A 20,950-nucleotide genomic window follows, 5' to 3' on the forward strand; every position below is an offset into this window, starting at 1 on the left:
TATCGAACTTTGGGCTGATACTGAAACAGCACAAAGAAACTCAAACAATTCGAATTATGTATCAAAACCTTCAATTATAGGAAGTAATTTTAAAATGATTTAACGCAAAAAAACACCTGTTACCGTTATATAGGTACAAGTGTTTAATTGATAGAGATGTTATACGTCTTTAAATGATTCCACAACTTTTGGATGTGGACCATCCATAAGCGGTTCTCTTTGTCGAACGCCACCACTTTGGTTGCCAATTGATTCGCTATCAAAGTACGATTTATCTTGATTTGATTGTTCTTGAATATGTTCTTCATTATCAGTTGTTGCATATTCACTATCCACCTCTGTTTTTTCCATTGTTGCTGTATGGAATTGTACGAAGTTCTCTTCTTCTAATGCTTTGATTTCTTCTTTCGATAACGCTCGATACCAATCTTTCGCTTTTTTCGCCGCAATAGGAACAACATCTTTTTCAAGATATCCTTCTTTTAACATTGCATTCGCAATTTCTATCGCTTTTTGCCGTTTAATTACTTCAAAATCTTTCCATTTTTCGGGGTAACCTTTCATTGTAAAGGGCATTTCCTTAACCTCCAATATGTTATAATTCATGTTATATACCACCATAATTATAAAATGAAACATATTAAACACAATTTTTTAGACTCCCGTCATAATAACTTCAGACAAACGTTAGTCTGACCTGATAAATATTTTATTTTAAACGTTCTTGTCTCTCTCACAAAAACTATTGTGTTGAATATTCATCATTGCTGATTGAATATAATTATACTGTGGTAAATCTGGTAATATCTTTATTTCTAATTCTGTATTTAATTCTAAATGCTTAGCGATGTTTTCAAATGTTGCTAAATACTCGCCCATTAATTGTTCATTTATTGTAAGTCTATCTTCATTAGCCATGGCTCTATTTAACATAAAGCTAATTTCTTCTAATGCGAATAAGCTAGGATAATAATTTTGAATCAATGTCTTATCACTAAATAATTCACCATTAGCTGCATTATAAACTTGCGTCATGTTATTTAATTTCACAGATAGGTTCATAGCCGTGTTTTTCTGATACACATCATCTTTATATTGGTTTTCAGAAAACAAATAATGGAAGAGCGTTGCTTCTTTACGAACAACTTCAGCCATTACATTAGGAAGCAATGCGGATGCGGTACGTTGTCCAAGGACAAATAAACCTATGATTGCAATCACAATACCCATTGCAACGTCAATAACTCTTGGAAACGCAATGTTAATTGTTAAATTCTGTGATGCTAATCCATTCATTAAAATAACTTGTATTGTAATAAAAACTACTGCAATCGCATAATTTGCTCCCACCAATGCTTCAGTAAACAATGCTGCAATGCCCATTAAAATTACTGCAACAGGTGTTGGTATTGAAAACAACAATATGACTGAAAGTACTAACACACCTAAAATAGTACCTAAACCTCGTGCCATACCTCTCTCGATTGCATGTATAGTTGATGTTCCTAGTAATATTGTATGTGCAGATAACGGTATCCAGTATGCTTTTTCAAAATCAAACATTAACGCAATAAATATCGCTATCATCATAATCGCTGTATATCTCAATGTATTTCTAAAAACAATAGAGTCTAATGTTAAATTTTGATAAATGCGTTTACTATATAAAGGTTTTCGCATGTCTGCTTCATACGCAATACGCGCTTCATTTGCATGCACCATTTCATCAATTTTCAATATATGGTTGAATAAATTTTGAAATTCCTCTGTTACTGTCACTTCTTTTCGCCAATATCTTACATTTTCCTCACTATTATCTAGTTGTGCAATGATATGATCCATCATTTCAATTAACTCATCTGGCAATGGTCGAATTTGTTTAGCGTTCAACTCTAACAGTTCAGAATAAATCCCTTGAGCAGATGTGTGTAATAATAATAATTTTTGGAAACGTCTACTTAATTTATCGTTACTTGAAGTAGAAGTGATTAATAATTTATCAGATGCTTTAAAATTATCCACCGCTGTTTTTGCTACTTGTAAAAATGCAGATTTATCATTATAAGTGTGTAACAACTTAGATATGAGTTTAAAATCATTTTGAATTGCTTGTTCTTCAGCTTTGTTTTTAGAAAATACGATCGTGATTAACACCATCATAGTGGCAAGTATACCGCCTACTAAAATCGCAAAGCCTCTATATAATGCTTCTTCGGGAGCTATAGGTAAGTTAATGGGTAGACTGAATGTCACAATGAAGAATGTCGATGACGGTCCAGCTATTTTTAAGGCAGTAAATATATAAAATGGTATAACCGTAACAATTAATAATGTCATTCCAAAAACGAGTGGCGTTTTGGCTGTTAGCGTACCAAGCATCATACATATTGCAAACGCTAAATTACAAATTATTACAGTTCGCAGCTTAGATCGCGACGGACCTTTAAAAACATAAATATGGGCTAGTGTTCCGGTTGCAACTAATAATCCAAATTGGAAATTACCACATAAGTAACCGATTATTGCGGGAATAATCATTAACAGTCCCTGTCTTACACCTTTATAAAAGTCTAAGTTAAGTCGATTGATTTTTATGAGTGATGTCAAAAAGATGTCATTTCGACTTCTCCTTTCCTTGTCAAAATATTTCCATAATCTTTTTATTAGCATAGTTAAAATGAATTTGTTGCTATAAATTTTAATTACGCAACATATGTCATTATAACACCTTATGCTCAATTATCTAAATTTAAAAACTTTTAAAGTCCAATTAAAATTAATTTCTAATGTTATTTAACATCGTTGAACCTTTGGTCGCCCACCTTTGCGCTAGTTAAGATTTATTTGTGACATGTTGAAATTATTTTAGTGAATACGATATTTAGGGTTAGAAAAACATTCACATAGACTTAAGGTTTATTTACTTCATATTATTCCTAGGGTTCATGATCCAAACTATAGTGAATTTAAGAAAGTTTATAAAACATATTTGCCTCATAAGCTTGAATAGTTCCTATATTCGTTATTTAAAATGACATTCGATGTCAGTTCATTTCTTAAAATATCGAAAGATGATTACGTATAATATATATAGTGACGTATTTACAAATAATGGCAGTAAGCAGTACAAAATGATTACACAAAAATTTCCTTCTACTCGATAAATTAAGAAGTATAAAATAATTAAAAAAATACTTATAATCAGACTTATAAGAGGCAAACTTCTAATATATTTCTCTAAGTTTTCCTTCATATGTATAACCTCCTAAAATTTATATGTACTTTTACAAGCGTTACCTGACTAATGTTTTAAAACTTTATTTCTTTACATATATCATTTTAATAACTTCCCGTTCATCTTAAACCATATCTGTTTTAAAAAGTTTCAATTTCAACGTAAAAAAGCAATAAGCCCCAACAATGTGAAAGCTTACTGCTTGTTCAAATTATTTTTCTATTGCTTTATCATCACTAACAATTAAAGGTTGATCTGGTTTCACATAGAACCACATAATCACAGCGATTACTGCTGGAACGATTAACAATTGGAATGTCATTGTCCAACCTAAATGTTCTACGAATAGACCTGCTAATAGCGGACTGATTAATGCACCTATATTACCCCATAAGTTCATCCACCCTGATACTGTACCAGAGAAGTTACGTCCTAAGTCAGTTGCTGCAGCCCAACTCATACCCATTGAAATACCGATACCACCAAGACCTAGTGATAACCAGAAAATACTTACATATAAATTTCCTGTACGTACAGCAAAGATAATTGAAACTGCAAATACAATAAATCCTGCGATTGCAATTACACCTCTAGCTACGAATTTTGAACGACCTAATCCTAATACACGGTCAGAAATTGCACCTGCTGATAAGATTAAGAAGAACATTAATAACCAAGGTAATGAACTAATGCTCATTTCTTTAAAGTTAACGTGGAACACTTCTGTTAAATACGTCGGTAACCAAATTAAGAATAATGTAATGATAAATTGTACAACAAAGTATTGAATTGCAATTGCATAGAAGCTAAAACGTTTAAAGAAATCATTCCATGGTGGTGATGACTTTTCAGTAGCTACGATATCACGATTTTCCATAATGAAACGTTTCTCCGCTTCATTAACCATTCTATGTTGCTCAGGTAAGTCTTTGGCAATAATCGCCCATAATACAGCCATTAAAATACCTACTGCACCAAAAATGTAAAATACTGCTTGCCAGTTAAATGCGTTAACAATAGCAATTGTAACTATTGGTGCTAATACAGGTCCGAAATATGATCCTGCTAATAATGCACTTGATGCTCTACCTTTTTCATTTTTAGAGAACCAAAATGAGTTAAACACAGCATTAGAAGGGTACATTGGCGCCTCACCCACACCAAATAAGAATCTCACTAAATAAATTAAACCGTGGTTCTTAATCATACCCGTTAAGATTGTAAATGCACTCCACCAAACTAATGCAATAGTAATCATCTTACGTGGACCGAATTTTTCAGCCAACATCCCCGATGGTACTTGCATTAATGCATAACCTAGAGAGAAGAATGATGCCAATAAACCAAATTGTGGTTTTGTCATCCCTAAATCATCCATCATTTGCTTAGCGATATATGAAATGTTTGCTCTATCCATATACGCAATAACCCCAATAAAGAAGAACGCAAGCGCGAACATCCACCTTACGTTAGTTCGTTTTTCCTTCATAACTATTCCTACTTCCCTAATTAATTTTTTAAACCTTACCCTGAAACGTTAAAATTTTCGGACATCTGGCATGTCCACCCCTACTTTGTCACAAAATTGTACCAAAGTTATTTTTTATAATATTATCAGACATGGAAAGCGTTTACAATAGAATCTATAAAAATTTTATTAAATTCCGCTTAACTTTTGCTATTAAAACGATATAAAGGAACTTTTAGTTACATAGTAGCCTATCATTTGTTAATTAAAAATACTGCAATCCTAGTGTTTTAAAACGTATATTGCAGGCTTTCTTACATATTAGACATTCATTTTAAATTGCATAAAACTACATTGCTCATTCATTGTGCAGCGCCTGTTATTTAGATGATCATTTGTTGACTTTTCGTACTTATAGCAAGCAATTTTTTGATTTATTGCTTATAATACATTTTAAGACAAATGCTTGTTTCAACATCGCATACGACATCATTCATTATTCATTTGAATTTATCCAGTTTCTATTTGTCTGCAATTGCTGAAAATTAAAGGAGCTTATTTTTAATAATGGAACAAATTATCACTGAATTTATTAGTCGTTTTGGGTATGCAGCCATTTTTATATTAATTTTATTAGAAAATGTTTTACCTATCGTACCATCGGAAATTATTCTGACATTTGCTGGCCTTATGTCTGTTAAATCACATTTATCAATTTTAACCTTATTTATTATTGCAACCATCGCATCGTTTATAGGGCTGTTAATTTTATATTATATCTGTCGTTTAATTTCAGAAGAACGTCTATATCGCTTTATTGATCGACACGGTAAGTGGATTAAATTGAAAAGTAAGGATTTAAAGCGAGCAAATGATTGGTTTAAAAAGTATGGCGTATGGGCTGTATTTATCTGTCGTTTCATACCTGTATTACGTGTATTGATTACCATTCCAGCCGGTGTAAACCGCATGAATGTTGTGACATTTACCGTTATTTCATTAATAGGTACAACAATTTGGAATTTCGGTTTAATTTTACTAGGACGCACGTTGAGCGATAGCTTTGGTATGTTGATGACTGGTCTTCATACATATTCACGTATTATGTATGTTGTCATCATTATCGCAGTCATTTACTTTGCTATACGTTACATTGGCAAACGTAAGAGAGTAAAATAATATTGTTGTTAGTATAATGGTATATTTTCAATTGCTATAAATAAAAAGCAGTAAAATCATTTCGATGGCTGGAATGATTTACTGCTTTTTTAGGTTTATTTGGCATACTTTAGTTGAAAGTCATCTAAAACCCTTTACGTTAAGAGATATAATGAAGTTTCCCATAAAAGTTCAGTTCCCTCAGTATGTACCATTTATTCCGCAAACGCATCTCACAATCCATCTATAATACAAACTATCATCTTAAATAAGCAGAATTTATCCTGTCTTCCACACAAACTGTTTTCGTCACTTTAATATGCCTTCTATTCAAAAAAGTCACTCATAACAAATTGCGCATTTTAATAAATGTAGCAATGCCATTTGCATGCTACAAAAATACTCGTATTCATATTTATGTTTTATATTATTAAAGTTTTTTAAATCCGTATTTTTATAACAATTGCTATGTGATAAAATTAATTTTATATATAAAATCTTAAGATTCAGATTATTTAATAGCAAAGGAGATAGTGATATGGATGTTTTAACAATAGAACATTTAACAAAGAAGATAGGCAACAAAACGATTCTCGAAGATGTATCATTTAAGCTGAAACGCGGACAAATAGTTGGTCTCGTTGGAGCGAATGGTGCAGGTAAAACAACTTTAATGAAAGTTATATTAGGTTACTCTAGTTTCCAAAGCGGGAATTTTAATGTTATTAACAGCAAAGACAGCAAAAGCAATATCGGTGCATTGATTGAAAATCCAGGAATATATCCTTTTATGTCTGGATATGAAAACTTGAAGTTATTGAATGAATCAAAAAACACTCAAGATATCGATAAAATTGTCTCACAACTTCATATGGATGAATACATTCATAAAAAAGCTAAAACGTATTCTCTTGGTATGAAACAAAAATTAGGAATTGCTATAGCATTTTTAAATGAACCTCAATTTATTATCTTAGATGAACCAATGAATGGCTTAGATCCAAAAGCTGTGCGAGATGTTCGTGAATTGATTGTCCAAAAAGCGCAAGAAGGTGTTACTTTCTTAATTTCGAGTCATATTTTAAGTGAATTAGTTAAAATCACAAACTCTATCCTTATTATTAACAAAGGTAAAATTGTTACAGAAACATCGGAAGAAGAACTTAAACAATTTAAAGATAATGATTTAGAAAATGTATTACTAGAAATCATAGAAAGGGAGGACCAAGCATAAAATGGGAACTTTAATTAAACAAGAATGTTTCAAATTATTTAAAAAGAAATCAACTTTTATCGCACCTATTGTCTTTATTCTACTAATGGTTGCTCAAGGTTATATTGCTACAAAATACAATAAAATTTTTACGCCACAGGAATCTTTCACATCTGCTTATAATGGTTTTTCATGGTTTGCATTTTTATTAATTATTCAAGCAAGTACAATCATTTCAATGGAATTTCATTACGGTACGATTAAAAATTTACTCTATCGTGAATATTCAAGAACAACTATGATTGTTAGCAAAATCATCACATTATTTATTATTTCTTTAATTTATTTTGTTATTACAATTATTGCTTCAATTGTTATTGGGTCTTTATTCTTTAATGATTTAAATATATTTGAAAGTAGCGGTAATCAATTATCTTTATTGAATCAATTATTATTAGTTAGTTTAGGCACATTTGTTGGCGTTTGGTTAGTTTTAAGCTTAACGTTGCTATTATCATCTGCAACAAATTCAACGGGAGTAGCCATTGCTGTAGGTATTGTTTTTTATTTTGCAAGTTCTATTTTAGCAGTTATTCAAACGGCACTTTTAGAAAAAATAGACTGGCTAAAGTGGAATCCTATTAATATGATGAATATTATGCTTCAAACAGTTGAAAAAGGCTTTAGTAAGTCGACGAAATTAGAACTTCATGAATTGTTTATTGGTAATATTGCTTATATTTCTATTTTCTTAATACTTGTAGTATTTATTTTCAAGAAGAAAAATATTTAGTAACTTCAAGTTATTAAATGTCTAAATACACACATATTCCATCGTAATTCAAAATCATTTTCAAATCCCTTCACCCAAATAATGGTGCGGGGATTTTTTTATCCAAATTTTGGCAATTCCACATTTTACATATCGTAATTTTTTAGGAAACTAGTGAATATAACAAATTCCTCCTCTCATTTTTAAAATAAATATATCACTTTCCCACTTTTACTTAACTAAACTGCAACGACTCCTAATACCAAAATCCTGCCCTCTATTTTTATCAATCCAAGCATACTTATTGAAAAATGTTAACGTTTTCTTGATAATCATTGTAAGCGCATTTATTTTATAAACTAACGTTTGAAATATACTACAGGAGTGACACGTAATGACTCAAATTACTGAAAAAGAATTAAAAAAGAAGTATTTAGATTTACTATCCCAAAATTTTGATACTCCAGAAAAACTTGCAACTGAAATTATCAATTTAGAATCAATTTTAGAATTACCTAAAGGTACGGAACATTTCGTCAGCGATTTACATGGTGAATACGAAGCTTTCCAACACGTATTACGCAACGGTTCTGGGAATGTGCGAGCGAAAATCAATGATATTTTCAAAGAGAGACTTTCAACTAAGGAGCTTAATGATTTAACTGCTCTTGTCTACTATCCAGAAGACAAATTAAAATTGATTAAAAGTGATTTCCAAAGTTGCGGTCAACTTAATGTCTGGTATATCACAACAATCGAACATTTAATTGAGTTGATTAAATATTGTTCTTCAAAATATACGCGTTCAAAACTGCGTAAAGCATTGCCAAAACAATACGTTTATATTATTGAGGAACTACTGTATAAAAGTAATGAATATCAAAATAAAAAATCATATTACGAAACACTTGTTAACCAAGTAATTGAACTTAAACAGGCAGATGATTTAATTATTGGACTCGCTTATTCCGTACAACGCTTAGTCGTCGATCATTTACACGTTGTCGGTGATATTTATGATCGTGGACCACAACCAGATAAAATTATGGATACACTGATTAATTATCATTCCCTAGATATTCAATGGGGTAATCATGATGTGCTTTGGGTTGGAGCCTATGCTGGGTCAAAAGTATGCTTAGCAAACTTACTTCGAATTTGTGCACGCTATGATAATTTAGATATTATCGAAGACGCTTATGGCATTAATTTAAGACCACTGCTTACTTTAGCTGAAAAATACTATGACGCAGATAATCCTGCTTTTAAGCCTAAAAAAAGACCTGACAAACACGAACGTTTAACTCAACGTGAAGAAAGTCAAATTACTAAAATTCATCAAGCTATTGCGATGATTCAATTCAAGTTAGAAATACCAATTATTAAACGTCGTCCAAATTTCGAAATGGAAGAACGTCTTGTGCTTGAAAAGGTTAATTATGATACAAATGAAATTACAGTTTATGGTAATACATACCCATTGAAAGACACATGTTTCCAAACTGTCAATCGTGATAATCCAGCAGAATTACTACCTGAAGAAGAAGAAGTCATGAATAAACTATTATTGTCATTCCAACAATCTGAAAAATTACGTCGTCATATGTCTTTCTTGATGCGTAAAGGCTCTCTTTACTTACCATATAATGGCAATTTACTCATTCATGGTTGTATTCCAGTTGATGAAAATGGTGAGATGGAATCATTTGAAATTGATGGTCATACTTACAGCGGCCAAGAATTATTAGATGTGTTTGAGTATCATGTCCGTAAATCATTTGATGAAAAAGAAAATACTGATGACTTATCGACGGATTTAGTTTGGTATTTATGGACTGGGAAATATTCGTCATTATTTGGAAAACGTGCCATGACTACGTTTGAACGATACTTTATTGCAGATAAAGCTTCTCATAAAGAAGAAAAAAATCCATACTATCATCTACGTGAAGATGTGAATATGGTTCGTAAAATGCTCAGTGATTTTGGATTAAATGCAGATGAAGGTCGCATTATTAATGGTCACACACCAGTGAAAGAAATCAATGGCGAAGATCCTATCAAGGCTGATGGAAAGATGCTTGTCATTGATGGTGGCTTTTCAAAAGCTTATCAGTCAACAACTGGCATTGCAGGCTATACACTATTGTATAATTCATTCGGTATGCAACTCGTTGCACACCAACAATTTAACGCTAAAGAAAAAATACTTTCCGAAGGTATCGATGAACTTTCTATAAAGCGCGTCGTAGATAAAGAATTACAACGTAAGAAGATTCGTGATACCAATATTGGTAAAGATCTTCAAGCTCAAATAGATATTTTGAAAATGTTAATGCATGATCGCTACTTAGACTAAAGACGACATTTTATGCATGTATTGTATACTGTTGTATTGATGCGGTTTACGCATTGGCTACGCAAACGCGATGATAAATAGGCGACCTAGCTACACCGAAAAAAATCCCCTCACTATTGCGAGTAGTGAGGGGATTGGTGTATCTATGCTAATTCCTGTTAACTGTATTATAACAACTTTACAGCAAAAAAATGCAAAATCAACTAATAAATTAATGAAATGACCGACGCCCTCGCTTCTACTTCAATTTAACAAAATACTATATTAGTACTATATTTTTCATTAACATGTATGTTACATTTTCTATATTACTTAAAATTACGAAGGGACATTTTTAAATCATGCGTATCTTAAAAGAGTCCATTATTGTGGCATTTGCCTTTGTTGGTGTTGTCGTTGGTGCCGGCTTTGCTACTGGTCAAGAAATTTTCCAGTTTTTCACAAGTCATGGCGCATATAGCATTTCAGGCATTATTGTAACAGGACTATTGATTACTTTAGGTGGAATGGTTGTCATGCATACAGGTCATCATCTAAAGTCCAGAAATCATTCTGATTCAATTAACTATTTCTTATACCCCTCTATTGCAAGAGGTTTTGATATTATTTTAACAATGTTTATGTTGTCTTTAGCTATTATTATGACTGCAGGTGGTGCGTCAACCATTCATCAAAGTTTCAACTTACCGTATTGGCTGAGCGCACTCATATTAGTCGCCTTTATTTTAGCAACACTGTTTCTAAAATTCGATCGTTTAATTGCTGTGCTTGGTGGAGTTACTCCATTTTTAATTGCAATTGTCATTATGATTGCGGTCTACTATTTCACAACGAGTCATCTTGATTTTACTGCCGCTAATAATGATGCTCAGATTCATAAGCAGAAATCATTATCACCTGGATGGTGGTTTGATGCGATTAACTATGCAAGCTTGCAAATTGCTGCTGCCTTCAGCTTCTTATCAGTGATGGGTAGCAAAGTTAAATATCGTGACTCAACGTTATACGGGGGCTTAATTGGCGGTTTAATCATTACATTTTTACTCATGATGATTAATCTAGGTTTAATTTCTCAATTCGATAAAATTAAACACGTCGATTTACCTACATTAAAATTAGCGACACAAATGTCTCCGTCAATTGGTATTATTATGTCTGTCATTATGATACTTGTCATCTACAATACTGTTGTTGGATTAATGTATGCATTTGCGTCACGTTTCAGCGTTCCATTTAGCAGACGTTACTTCATCATTATTATTACAATGGCTGTCATCACTTATATTAGTACATTTATCGGTTTCATTTCATTAATTGGAAAAGTATTCCCTATTATGGGATTGTTCGGTTTCATCTTACTCATACCTGTACTCTATAAAGGTTTAATTAAGCGTATTACCGGCAAATCTCATATTGATTAAAATATCTATACTATTGTAAAATTTAGTACAACACTTCAAAATCAAAAAAGCGGGCAGATGAAAAGTAAAAATCTTTTCCATCTGTCCGCTTCTTAATAGAACTGTTATTTCCCAAGTATTTGTTGACCAGCCGTTAATCCAGTTTCTGTAATTTCATGACCATTCACCCAAACTTCTTCGACTTGTGCCCCACGTGTCTTAAACAAGTTAATGACTTGTTCACTTGCAGCTAATGGCACAATTGGATCATGTTTCCCCATAGAAAGCAACACACTGACATCTGATAAATTCTTTGTTGACGTTACTTCAACTGGGTATAACGGTGCATATAACAATGCTTTTTTAAATGGTGCTTCTGAACGCAACATTAAGTTAATCGCTATATTTGATCCATTTGAAAATCCAACAAGCACAGCCTTTTCAATATCAAATTCATAACGTTCAGCAGCTTCTTTAATGAACGTTAACAATTCTTGTCCACGAAATGCCAAATCTTCTTCATCATAAACACCTTCACCAAGACGTTTGAAATAACGGTTCATCCCATTTTCTGAAACTTGTCCTCTAATACTTAACAAGTGATAATTTTCATTCAATGCTTCGCCTAACGGTAATAAATCGAACTCATCACCACCTGTACCATGCAATAATATTAGTGTTGGCGCACCATTTTGTCCTTCTCTAAAAATATGTTTCATCACAAATCCTCCTCATTCCAATTAACCATGTTGACGCTTCGTATTAAAAGGTCTAACTTCCGATTCAATATATTCTCTTTTATTTTCTAAAAATGGTGGCAATGATAAACCTTCACCTAATGTTTCATACGGTTCATCTTCCATAAATCCTGGTCCATCTGTTGAAATTTCTATTAAAATATGCCCCACACGTGCATATAATGCTTCAAAATAGAAACGATTAACGATGCCTGAGTTGTTAATACCTACCTCTTTATATTTCGTTGCCCACGCTTCTATTGCATCATGATCTTTCACACGAAATGACACATGATGTACCTCACCATAACCTTGACGTGCTGCTGGCCCTTTATCATCTTTTATTAAGATTACCTGGCCACCATTGCCTCCTTCGCCAACTTCAAGTAATGCGACATTATCTTCATGCGCAATAGTTGTCATACCGTAAACAGTCTCTAAAATATTTTTAAAGTCGTCAAAATAACTTACTTTAATTTCAATGGGTCCTAATCCATAAATCGCTTTATCTACTGGAACCGGTCCATTCTTCCAAGGTACACCAGGTGCTACCCCTTCATTTAACTCATCTGAAATTAATTGATACACTTGGCCATCGACTTCTTCAAATGGCAACACTTTTTTACCAAATAATTCTTGAATACCTTCGTGTTTAACACCAAATTCATCAAAGCGCTGTTCATAATACATTAATGCGTCATCGTTAGGCACTCTAAAAGACGGTCTTGTAATGGAATTTGTTCCTGCCTGCCCTTTTGTAATATTTGGAAAATCAAAGAACGTCATGTCTGTACCTGCCGAACCTACATCATCTGCAAAAAAAGTATGATACGTATAAATATCATCTTGATTGACTGTCTTTTTAACTAAACGCATGCCTAGTACTTCTGTAAAAAATTTATAATTACGTTCTGCATCATCTGTCATTGCTGTAACATGGTGAATACCTAATAGTTCATGATTATTTGCCATTTTATATACCCTCTTTGTCTTTTAGTGTATTTATCTCGAAATCGAGATATTTTAATGTAAATTTTTAGTGCACGCCTTACACTTCTGTAGATTGTGCACTTAGTTTCTTAAACGCTTGTTGTAAGATTGTTAATTCATCCTTTGTTAACACATCAAACGCTTTTGTTAATGTCTCAGCATGCTTAGGGAAAATATCTACCATTTGACTTTGACCTTTTTCAGTTAAACAAGCCATATATACACGTTTATCATCTTTATCCTTTTCACGTGTAATCCAACCTTTGTCCTCTAATTGACTTACAACATATGAAATGCTGCTACTTGCAATTAATACGCGGTCTCTAATACGTTGAATTGGTTGCGGACCTTTATTATAAAGCAACTCGAGCACTGCAAATTCAGTAATATTTAATCCATATCGCTTTACGTCTTCTTTTGTAATTTGCTCTAATGTGTCTAACGCCCTATTCATTCCGACAAAAACATTGAGAGATTGTTTCGTTCGATCCATATGATCACCAACTTTTTTATTTTATTTCGATTTCGAGATAAATTATATAGCTGAATAGATTTAATGTCAAGATACGTGTTTTCATCTTCATTTCAAACTGTGCTTAATAAAAATAACTGCTTGTACAGTGGCAATGTCGTCACATGACTGTCATGCACCTTTGACTTCGTTTAAGTTAAAATAGAATAGGGAAATACTATAATCAATCATGATAGGAGTTGATATGTATGAGTAACCTTGAAATCAAACAAGGCGAGAACAAATTCTATATTGGTGATGATGAAAATAATGCTTTAGCTGAAATCACATACCGTTTTGTGGATAATAATGAAATTAACATTGATCATACAGGCGTATCTGATGAACTTGGTGGTCAAGGTGTTGGCAAAAAACTAGTTAAAGCAGTTGTTGAACACGCTCGAGAAAATAATTTGAAAATTATTGCCTCATGTTCATTTGCCAAAAATATGTTAGAAAAAGAAGATTCATATCAAGATGTATATCTTGGTTAAATAAATTTTGCGATGGTGCAACTGTACCATCGCTTTTTTGTTCGCATCAATATAAAATTGCAAAACGACTAGTTATTTTGCATTTCAAACTTTATGCTATCAATTCATTTTCTTTTCTGGTATACTTTTTATACTAACTTATAGAAAAATAGAAAAAGAGGCGATGCATAATGGCATTTCACGATAAAACAGCAACACAAGTGACAAACATTGTACTGAACGTAAGAGACTTAGACTTAATGACAACATTTTACAAAAACATTTTAGGACTATCCGTTAAAAGTTCTGACGATAATACAACCGTATTATCTGTTGGGACTGGTGGCCATACTCTAACGTTACATTTATTAGAAGACGGCCGTCAGACTTCCCCACGTGAAGCAGGGCTTTTTCATATAGCATTTTTATTACCAACTACTGAGGATCTAGCTAACTTCTTATATTTCGTGGCACAAAAAAATATGGGCATCGGCGCTGGTGATCATTTAGTAAGTGAAGCTTTATATTTCAACGACCCCGAAGGTAATGGTATTGAAGTCTATCGCGATAGACCTTCATCTTCATGGGAATGGCAAAATGGCAAAGTTAAAATGGATACTTTAGAAGTTGATAGCCAAACTTTATTAACACATCGTACTGATGAAGGTTGGCAAGGAATGCCAGCAAAAGGCATGATTGGACACTTACATTTAAAAACACATGATTTAGACGCAGCATATCAATGTTACATTGAACAATTAGGATTCCAACATGTGTCTGATTTTCCACGTGCGCTATTTATGTCAACGAATCATTATCACCATCATATTGCTGCTAATACTTGGCAATCCAATCAAGCAAGACAAAACAATTCACAAAGTTATGGATTAACACATGTTGATATTTATCAACCCGACGCCTCAACACATACATTTACGGCACCAGAAGGGTTTGACATCACAGTTCATTCAAATACTGACCTTGTTCCAGAAAAATAATCATCCATACTTTATTAATACAATTTTTTCACGCAAAAGCCTGCGATTCATTTATGTAATCGCAGGCTTTTTTATTGCTAACTTTTTAATTTTATATATTTAGACATACGGTATTCTATTTATTCTTTTGGTCCAACCCATTCAATAACATCTTCATAAGCTTGGCGTGTTTTATTTTTCGGTGGCACTTGTTGTCTGTAGCCAAATGCGACCATCACTGATAAACCAAATTGCTCAGTATCTAAGATCCCTTTATTTGCTAAAATGTCTGTCACTGTATCCAGACTAAAACCTTCCATCGGACATGAATCAATACCTAACAATGCGGCTGTCGTCATCATATTGCCTAATGCAATATACGTTTGTTTACTTGACCAGTCATACAAGGCTTGATCATTATCAGAAATATGGAAATCTGCTTGGAATGCATCGAATTTTTGTTCAACAGCTGGAATCGTTTGTGCCTCATATTTTTTAATATCTCTTAACATATGTTGTACATACGGTGATCTTGACGTTACATTTTTACGCGCAAAAATTAGCACAAAATGGCTCGCTGTATCTAATTGTTTTGCTGCGCCCCAACTGTGCGCTTTTAATTCATCACGTAACGCTTGATCTTGAATCACGACAAACTTCCAAGGTTCTAACCCAAGAGAACTTGGAGACAATCTACCTGACTCTAATATTGTTTCAAAATCTTCTTTCGAAACTTTCTTTTGTGGATCGAATTGCTTAGTCGCATGTCTGAAATGAAATGCATCCATAATTGTTTGATTCATATTGCTCATTGAACATAGCCTCCCATTTTTATATTTATTGCTATACAAATTATACTTCATGTTTTAAAAAGACTAAAGTAATCCGTTTGCAATTCACTATAACTTGCGCACATGTTATAAGTTTTCTGCAATAAAACACACTTTTGAATTTTGGGAAATTTAGTGTTATAATATATTTGTGATATTTTTCACAATTAAATTGTGGCGTGATTTTAATGTGCATAATCTTTAATTTCACTCATTTACTTTTCAATCTTTTAAAAGCGAGGTTTTTAATAATGACAAAAATTATGTTCTTTGGTACGCGTGATTATGAGAAAGAGATGGCATTAAATTGGGGGAAAAAGAATAATGTCGAAGTAACTACTTCTAAAGAGCTATTATCAAGTGCTACAGTCGATCAATTAAAAGATTACGATGGCGTAACTACAATGCAATTTGGTAAGTTAGAAAATGACGTTTATCCTAAATTAGAATCTTACGGTATTAAACAAATTGCACAACGTACTGCTGGATTTGATATGTATGATTTAGATTTAGCTAAAAAACACAATATTGTGATATCTAACGTTCCTAGTTATTCACCTGAAACAATTGCAGAGTATTCTGTTTCTATCGCCCTACAATTAGTGCGTCGCTTCCCAGATATTGAACGCCGTGTACAAGCACATGATTTTACTTGGCAAGCAGAAATCATGTCTAAACCAGTTAAAAATATGACTGTTGCAATTATTGGTACGGGTCGTATCGGTGCTGCTACAGCTAAAATATATGCAGGATTTGGTGCTACAATTACAGCTTATGACGCCTATCCTAATAAAGATTTAGACTTTTTAACTTATAAAGATAGTGTTAAAGAAGCTATTAAAGATGCCGATATTATTTCTTTACATGTTCCAGCGAACAAAGAAAGCTATCATTTATTCGATAAAGCAATGTTTGATCATGTGAAAAAAGGTGCAATCTTAGTTAACGCAGCACGTGGTGCAGTCATCAATACACCTGATTTAATCGCTGCAGTGAACGATGGTACTTTGTTAGGTGCTGCGATTGATACTTATGAAAATGAAGCAGCATACTTCACAAATGACTGGACTAATAAAGACATTGACGATAAAACATTATTAGAGTTAATCGAACATGAAAGAATTTTAGTAACACCACATATTGCTTTCTTCTCTGATGAAGCAGTACAAAACCTTGTTGAAGGTGGTTTAAACGCAGCATTATCTGTCATTAACACTGGTACATGTGAAACACGTTTAAATTAATATATATATTTAAAAGCAAAGGCGCGCCATGTGCCTTTGCTTTTTATTTTGTATATCTGTATCAAAATCGATTTGATTAAAATCCGCTTTATTTTATCATCTATTCAAATGATTTTAGTGCGCTTATTTTACTATGGCATTATTGCCTAACCTGTTTGAGATATATTAATATTTGATGATTCGTATTCAAAGTTTTCATTTAACATGTATTTAGTATCATGATAGCTGCTTCATTGATGATATACTACCTACTTTTTCAACACTTCTTGTTCGATAATCGTTAATACACCCTGCTTATCATTACTTGGAGCGACAGCAGAGGCAATATTGAACAATTCTTCATCATGACTATTTTCCATCACATAACTATGCTTAGCGAACGCTAACATATCTTTATCATTATTCGCATCTCCGAAGGCCATGAGCTCTGAAGGAGACATTTCCCATTTATCTAACAATCGTTTTAATGCCTGCCCTTTAGTCATGTTTGGCATAATAATATCAATGCTATCGTGCCCACTTGAGACAAGTTTAATATCATTGCTGAATTGCGTTGCTACTTCTTCGTCAACATTCGGATGCGTCTCACGATTAATATTAAATGCTATTTTGACATAATCATCCTCAGGTAATTGCTGTAGACTGTCAATTTCTTTTAACTGATGATAATAAAATCTCGTATCTTCTTTAAACGCTTCAGAAGTATGTTTTAAAATATACGCGCTTTTCAAACCACAGATGACGAGTTGATCAATACTTTGCTTCATATTTAAGTAATCGACAACCTGTTGAAACACCTGACGATTAAAGCTTTTATAATTATATAACTCATTGCCATTATAAATAACTGCACCATTTTCAGAAATAAAATACATATCTCTATCCCCGAAAATAGACTTCAACTTCGCATATTGATTGCCACTCGCAGCAATAAATGTAATATCTCTATTTCTAAGTTCAGTAAAAATCGCTTCAAATCTAAGTTTATCATATGTCTTTTTTGAATCTAAAAACGTCCCGTCCATATCTACCGCAATAGCCTTAACCATGATTATCCTCCTCATTGCTCTTTTAGTCGTCTTCATTATATCCATCTCATGACAAGCAATGAAGTTTGTCATACCACAATGAACCTATATTCACATTTTGAAATTGCTTTCATATATGCAAAACACATTACACTGGATATAGCATTCGGAGGCGAACATAAATTTCAGAATATTGTAAAAATATAACGATATATTTATCATTTGGACAAAATATAGTGTGATATACTAATTTATAACATCTATACATAATGTGAAAGAATTTTCAAAAATACAATTAAATATCGGTGTAATAAATCCCTTTATACATAGGAGTTGTATACATGAAACTAAATAACTATTCTTTAAAAGTTAAAAACAAACAACTAGTTGACAATTGTGATTTAAATTTCTATCTTGGTCAGATCAATCACATTGTTGGTAAAAATGGTGTAGGAAAATCTTTATTAGCTAAAGATTTCTTACTAAATCATAGTGGAAATATCCCTAAGTCCATTTCTCAAAATGTAACCTTAATATCAAGTTCATCAAATATTCCTAATGATATAACAAAAGATTTTTTATTATCATTGTTAAAATCAAAATTTGAAAACAATCGACAAACATTCGATAAGATTTATAACATACTAAACATCGAAGCAATACCGTCTAACGTACTACTAAAAAACTTGAGTGATGGTCAAAAACAAAAGCTTAAATTATTAAGTTTCTTATTGGAAGATCATGATTTAATCATATTAGATGAAGTTACAAACGCTTTAGACAAGAAAACAGTTAATGAAATTTATGAATTTTTAAATGATTTTATTCAAAGCCATCAAACTAAAACTATTATCAATATTACACATAATTTATCCGATTTAAGTGCTTTGCCGGGTAAATACTTTATTTTTAAAGACCTTCAAATAGAAGAGTACCAATCAAAAGAAGAAGTCATAAATGATTACATTAATTTATAATTGAGGTGTCCACTTTGAAATTAGAATTTAAAAAAAGTATTTCCAATAAAATTATTTACACGCTTGGTGTGCTATTCATATTCCTTTTCTTACTTGGGTATTTTTTACCAATAGGAATAGACAAAGTTAAAAGTTTAAGCTATAGCCAGTTTTTCTTCAGTTCATATACTGTTGCAACGCAATTAGGGTTCTTACTATTTTCATTTGTTATTGCATATTTTATTAATAAAGAGTATTCGAATAAAAATATCCTGTTTTATAAATTGATTGGCGATAATATCTTTACCTTCTTCTATAAAAAGGTAGCAGTGTTATTTTTTGAATGTTTAGTGTTCATAATTCTAAGTATCACAATTATTTCAATTATATATTCGGATTTCTCACATTACTTACTATTAATAATCTTATTTTCACTCGTTATCTTACAATATATCTTAGTTGTTGGAACGATTAGTATGGTTTCACCTAATATTTTAATCAGCTTAGGTATCAGCATTGTATATTGGATTGGTTCAGTCATCTTAGTTGCCATTAATAAAAATATATTTGGTATCGTTGCTCCATTTGAGGCGAGCAATACGATGTATCGTGCCGTAGAAAAAATATTGAATAACGAGTCAACATTTATGTGTCCTACTGAAATTATAAATACAGTATCATTCTTCGTTCTTCTATTTATAGTTAATACTATTGTCTTATTACTAAGTAGAAAGAGATGGTTGAAAATCGGTATGTAGTACATAAAAAGGAGCGGCATCCATTGTCGCTCCTTTTTATTATGTATTTTTACAATCTCCACCAATGACACGTCGTCATTGCTACCTCATACCAAACAAAAAAACAGTCTCGCAATCAAGACTGTTTTCCACTCAATATATTCATCCATTAGCGTAATAGATTATTTGACTTCTGTAGCTACAAAGATTTTACGTTTTTCCCAAACGCCTGTCTTTTCATTGTAATCATCACAAGTAATTAATGTTAATTGTTTATCTTTACCTTTTTGTTCATCTAGAACTTCCACATCTGTAGGCTTAACATCTCTTATACTTGTCATTTTATACTTACGTGTTTCATTACCAACTTTAAAGTACACCATACTACCTTTTTTGGCTGCTTTAAGATTTGTAAATTGATAGTTCGGACGGTCAATGAAAGTGTGTCCTGCAATTGAAATATTTTGATCATCTAGTGATTCGTTTTCTTCTGCAAAGCTTACACCTCTATTTAATTGTTCAGGTGTTGCTGGTCCTGGATATACTGGTTCTTTAATATCAGCATCTGGAATTTCAATATAGCCTGCCACTTTCGATTTATCTTTCGGAATTTGAGGTTTAGCTTGCTGCTTTTTATCCTTACTCGCCTGTTCTTTTACATTTTTATCATATTGTTCAATCTTTTCATCTTTATCTTTATCGTGAAGATAATTATCGATATGTGGTTTAGCAAACAAATATGCTGCCACTAGGATAAGTACCACACCAGCGATTGTCATTAATCGATTTGTCCATTTTTTCATACGTTAAGGCTCCTTTTATACATTTCACAATGCCTATTAACATTTCATATAGTATACCA

At 32.3% G+C, this 20,950-nt stretch carries 20 protein-coding genes; 10 read left to right on the plus strand and 10 right to left on the minus strand.

From position 1 onward, the window contains the following. Positions 1 to 159 precede the first annotated feature (159 nt). The 4 genes from IDG63_RS01160 to IDG63_RS01170 form a co-directional block, all read right to left on the minus strand. Complete coding sequence (locus tag IDG63_RS01160; protein WP_001117047.1) at positions 160 to 576, minus strand: DUF2188 domain-containing protein; 417 nt, start codon at positions 574 to 576, stop codon at positions 160 to 162. Between the two features lie 138 nt (positions 577 to 714). Continuing rightward, complete coding sequence (locus IDG63_RS01165; RefSeq protein ID WP_000586385.1) at positions 715 to 2,538, minus strand: FUSC family protein; 1,824 nt, start codon at positions 2,536 to 2,538, stop codon at positions 715 to 717. Positions 2,539 to 3,049: 511 nt separating this feature from the next. Next, complete coding sequence (locus IDG63_RS14645) at positions 3,050 to 3,253, minus strand: hypothetical protein (RefSeq protein ID WP_001641230.1); 204 nt, start codon at positions 3,251 to 3,253, stop codon at positions 3,050 to 3,052. A gap of 193 nt (positions 3,254 to 3,446) precedes the next feature. Then, positions 3,447 to 4,724, minus strand: a complete 1,278-nt coding sequence (locus IDG63_RS01170) for a pyruvate MFS transporter (RefSeq protein ID WP_000660709.1) — start codon at positions 4,722 to 4,724, stop codon at positions 3,447 to 3,449. Positions 4,725 to 5,270: 546 nt separating this feature from the next. On the opposite strand from IDG63_RS01170, the gene uptA reads away from it, so the two are divergent. The 5 genes from uptA (at position 5,271) to IDG63_RS01195 (ending at position 11,626) form a co-directional block, all read left to right on the plus strand. Next, on the plus strand, positions 5,271 to 5,882 hold the full coding sequence (gene uptA, locus IDG63_RS01175; RefSeq protein WP_000435044.1) for an undecaprenyl phosphate transporter UptA: 612 nt from the start codon (positions 5,271 to 5,273) through the stop codon (positions 5,880 to 5,882). A 517-nt stretch (positions 5,883 to 6,399) separates the two neighbouring features. After that, positions 6,400 to 7,095 carry an ABC transporter ATP-binding protein gene (locus IDG63_RS01180; RefSeq protein WP_000382903.1) on the plus strand — a complete coding sequence of 232 codons (696 nt, stop codon included), beginning with the start codon at positions 6,400 to 6,402 and terminating at the stop codon, positions 7,093 to 7,095. Between the two features lies 1 nt (position 7,096). Next, on the plus strand, positions 7,097 to 7,867 hold the full coding sequence (locus IDG63_RS01185) for an ABC transporter permease (RefSeq protein ID WP_000536966.1): 771 nt from the start codon (positions 7,097 to 7,099) through the stop codon (positions 7,865 to 7,867). 373 nt (positions 7,868 to 8,240) lie between these two features. After that, entirely contained in the window at positions 8,241 to 10,205 is a 1,965-nt protein-coding gene (locus IDG63_RS01190) for a fructose-1,6-bisphosphatase (RefSeq protein WP_000192173.1), read from the plus strand. 341 nt (positions 10,206 to 10,546) lie between these two features. Then, a complete protein-coding gene (locus IDG63_RS01195) occupies positions 10,547 to 11,626 on the plus strand; it encodes a YkvI family membrane protein (RefSeq protein WP_001549787.1) in 1,080 nt (359 codons plus the stop codon). Between the two features lie 104 nt (positions 11,627 to 11,730). On the opposite strand, the gene mhqD is transcribed toward IDG63_RS01195, so the two are convergent. The 3 genes from mhqD to mhqR all read right to left on the minus strand — a co-directional run bounded on the left by mhqD (position 11,731) and on the right by mhqR (position 13,825). Then, positions 11,731 to 12,324 (minus strand): methylhydroquinone degradation carboxylesterase MhqD, encoded by a 594-nt coding sequence (gene mhqD, locus IDG63_RS01200; protein WP_000680461.1) that lies wholly within the window; start codon positions 12,322 to 12,324, stop codon positions 11,731 to 11,733. Positions 12,325 to 12,345: 21 nt separating this feature from the next. Then, complete coding sequence (mhqE, locus tag IDG63_RS01205) at positions 12,346 to 13,314, minus strand: ring-cleaving dioxygenase MhqE (RefSeq protein ID WP_000002679.1); 969 nt, start codon at positions 13,312 to 13,314, stop codon at positions 12,346 to 12,348. 76 nt (positions 13,315 to 13,390) lie between these two features. Further along, the gene (gene mhqR, locus IDG63_RS01210; protein ID WP_000376238.1) at positions 13,391 to 13,825 is read right to left on the minus strand and encodes a MarR family transcriptional regulator MhqR; all 435 of its coding nucleotides are present in this window, start codon (positions 13,823 to 13,825) and stop codon (positions 13,391 to 13,393) included. Positions 13,826 to 14,052: 227 nt separating this feature from the next. On the opposite strand from mhqR, the gene IDG63_RS01215 reads away from it, so the two are divergent. Continuing rightward, a complete protein-coding gene (locus IDG63_RS01215; protein WP_000067118.1) occupies positions 14,053 to 14,337 on the plus strand; it encodes a GNAT family N-acetyltransferase in 285 nt (94 codons plus the stop codon). A gap of 170 nt (positions 14,338 to 14,507) precedes the next feature. Next, positions 14,508 to 15,314 carry a VOC family protein gene (locus IDG63_RS01220; RefSeq protein ID WP_000863985.1) on the plus strand — a complete coding sequence of 269 codons (807 nt, stop codon included), beginning with the start codon at positions 14,508 to 14,510 and terminating at the stop codon, positions 15,312 to 15,314. Positions 15,315 to 15,433: 119 nt separating this feature from the next. Here the strand turns inward: IDG63_RS01220 and IDG63_RS01225 are convergent, their stop codons facing one another. Next, positions 15,434 to 16,105 (minus strand): NAD(P)H-dependent oxidoreductase, encoded by a 672-nt coding sequence (locus tag IDG63_RS01225; RefSeq protein WP_000069102.1) that lies wholly within the window; start codon positions 16,103 to 16,105, stop codon positions 15,434 to 15,436. 269 nt (positions 16,106 to 16,374) lie between these two features. Between IDG63_RS01225 and IDG63_RS01230 the strand changes: the two genes are divergently transcribed. Continuing rightward, positions 16,375 to 17,367 carry a D-lactate dehydrogenase gene (locus tag IDG63_RS01230; RefSeq protein WP_000161536.1) on the plus strand — a complete coding sequence of 331 codons (993 nt, stop codon included), beginning with the start codon at positions 16,375 to 16,377 and terminating at the stop codon, positions 17,365 to 17,367. A gap of 248 nt (positions 17,368 to 17,615) precedes the next feature. Here the strand turns inward: IDG63_RS01230 and IDG63_RS01235 are convergent, their stop codons facing one another. Beyond that, on the minus strand, positions 17,616 to 18,416 hold the full coding sequence (locus IDG63_RS01235; protein ID WP_000237517.1) for a Cof-type HAD-IIB family hydrolase: 801 nt from the start codon (positions 18,414 to 18,416) through the stop codon (positions 17,616 to 17,618). A gap of 320 nt (positions 18,417 to 18,736) precedes the next feature. Here IDG63_RS01235 and IDG63_RS01240 point away from each other — a divergent pair, with 320 nt between their 5' ends. Together IDG63_RS01240 and IDG63_RS01245 are read left to right on the plus strand one after the other, a co-directional pair. Then, complete coding sequence (locus tag IDG63_RS01240) at positions 18,737 to 19,372, plus strand: ATP-binding cassette domain-containing protein (protein ID WP_000773917.1); 636 nt, start codon at positions 18,737 to 18,739, stop codon at positions 19,370 to 19,372. Positions 19,373 to 19,377: 5 nt separating this feature from the next. After that, complete coding sequence (locus tag IDG63_RS01245; RefSeq protein ID WP_001792480.1) at positions 19,378 to 20,109, plus strand: peptide ABC transporter permease; 732 nt, start codon at positions 19,378 to 19,380, stop codon at positions 20,107 to 20,109. A gap of 161 nt (positions 20,110 to 20,270) precedes the next feature. Here the strand turns inward: IDG63_RS01245 and srtA are convergent, their stop codons facing one another. After that, on the minus strand, positions 20,271 to 20,891 hold the full coding sequence (gene srtA / locus IDG63_RS01250; protein WP_000759359.1) for a class A sortase SrtA: 621 nt from the start codon (positions 20,889 to 20,891) through the stop codon (positions 20,271 to 20,273). Positions 20,892 to 20,950 lie beyond the last annotated feature (59 nt).

It is taken from the genome of Staphylococcus sp. EG-SA-14, assembly GCF_017151935.1.
In the GTDB taxonomy this organism is placed as follows: Bacteria; Bacillota; Bacilli; order Staphylococcales; family Staphylococcaceae; genus Staphylococcus; species Staphylococcus aureus.

Coding starts and splice junctions, on each gene's coding strand:
- IDG63_RS01160 (WP_001117047.1), bottom strand. CDS start 576: ATGCCCTTTACAATGAAAGGTTACCCCGAAAAATGGAAAGATTTTGAA.
- IDG63_RS01165 (WP_000586385.1), bottom strand. CDS start 2,538: ATGATTATTCCCGCAATAATCGGTTACTTATGTGGTAATTTCCAATTT.
- IDG63_RS14645 (WP_001641230.1), bottom strand. CDS start 3,253: ATGAAGGAAAACTTAGAGAAATATATTAGAAGTTTGCCTCTTATAAGT.
- IDG63_RS01170 (WP_000660709.1), bottom strand. CDS start 4,724: ATGAAGGAAAAACGAACTAACGTAAGGTGGATGTTCGCGCTTGCGTTC.
- uptA (WP_000435044.1), top strand. CDS start 5,271: ATGGAACAAATTATCACTGAATTTATTAGTCGTTTTGGGTATGCAGCC.
- IDG63_RS01180 (WP_000382903.1), top strand. CDS start 6,400: ATGGATGTTTTAACAATAGAACATTTAACAAAGAAGATAGGCAACAAA.
- IDG63_RS01185 (WP_000536966.1), top strand. CDS start 7,097: ATGGGAACTTTAATTAAACAAGAATGTTTCAAATTATTTAAAAAGAAA.
- IDG63_RS01190 (WP_000192173.1), top strand. CDS start 8,241: ATGACTCAAATTACTGAAAAAGAATTAAAAAAGAAGTATTTAGATTTA.
- IDG63_RS01195 (WP_001549787.1), top strand. CDS start 10,547: ATGCGTATCTTAAAAGAGTCCATTATTGTGGCATTTGCCTTTGTTGGT.
- mhqD (WP_000680461.1), bottom strand. CDS start 12,324: ATGAAACATATTTTTAGAGAAGGACAAAATGGTGCGCCAACACTAATA.
- mhqE (WP_000002679.1), bottom strand. CDS start 13,314: ATGGCAAATAATCATGAACTATTAGGTATTCACCATGTTACAGCAATG.
- mhqR (WP_000376238.1), bottom strand. CDS start 13,825: ATGGATCGAACGAAACAATCTCTCAATGTTTTTGTCGGAATGAATAGG.
- IDG63_RS01215 (WP_000067118.1), top strand. CDS start 14,053: ATGAGTAACCTTGAAATCAAACAAGGCGAGAACAAATTCTATATTGGT.
- IDG63_RS01220 (WP_000863985.1), top strand. CDS start 14,508: ATGGCATTTCACGATAAAACAGCAACACAAGTGACAAACATTGTACTG.
- IDG63_RS01225 (WP_000069102.1), bottom strand. CDS start 16,105: ATGAGCAATATGAATCAAACAATTATGGATGCATTTCATTTCAGACAT.
- IDG63_RS01230 (WP_000161536.1), top strand. CDS start 16,375: ATGACAAAAATTATGTTCTTTGGTACGCGTGATTATGAGAAAGAGATG.
- IDG63_RS01235 (WP_000237517.1), bottom strand. CDS start 18,416: ATGGTTAAGGCTATTGCGGTAGATATGGACGGGACGTTTTTAGATTCA.
- IDG63_RS01240 (WP_000773917.1), top strand. CDS start 18,737: ATGAAACTAAATAACTATTCTTTAAAAGTTAAAAACAAACAACTAGTT.
- srtA (WP_000759359.1), bottom strand. CDS start 20,891: ATGAAAAAATGGACAAATCGATTAATGACAATCGCTGGTGTGGTACTT.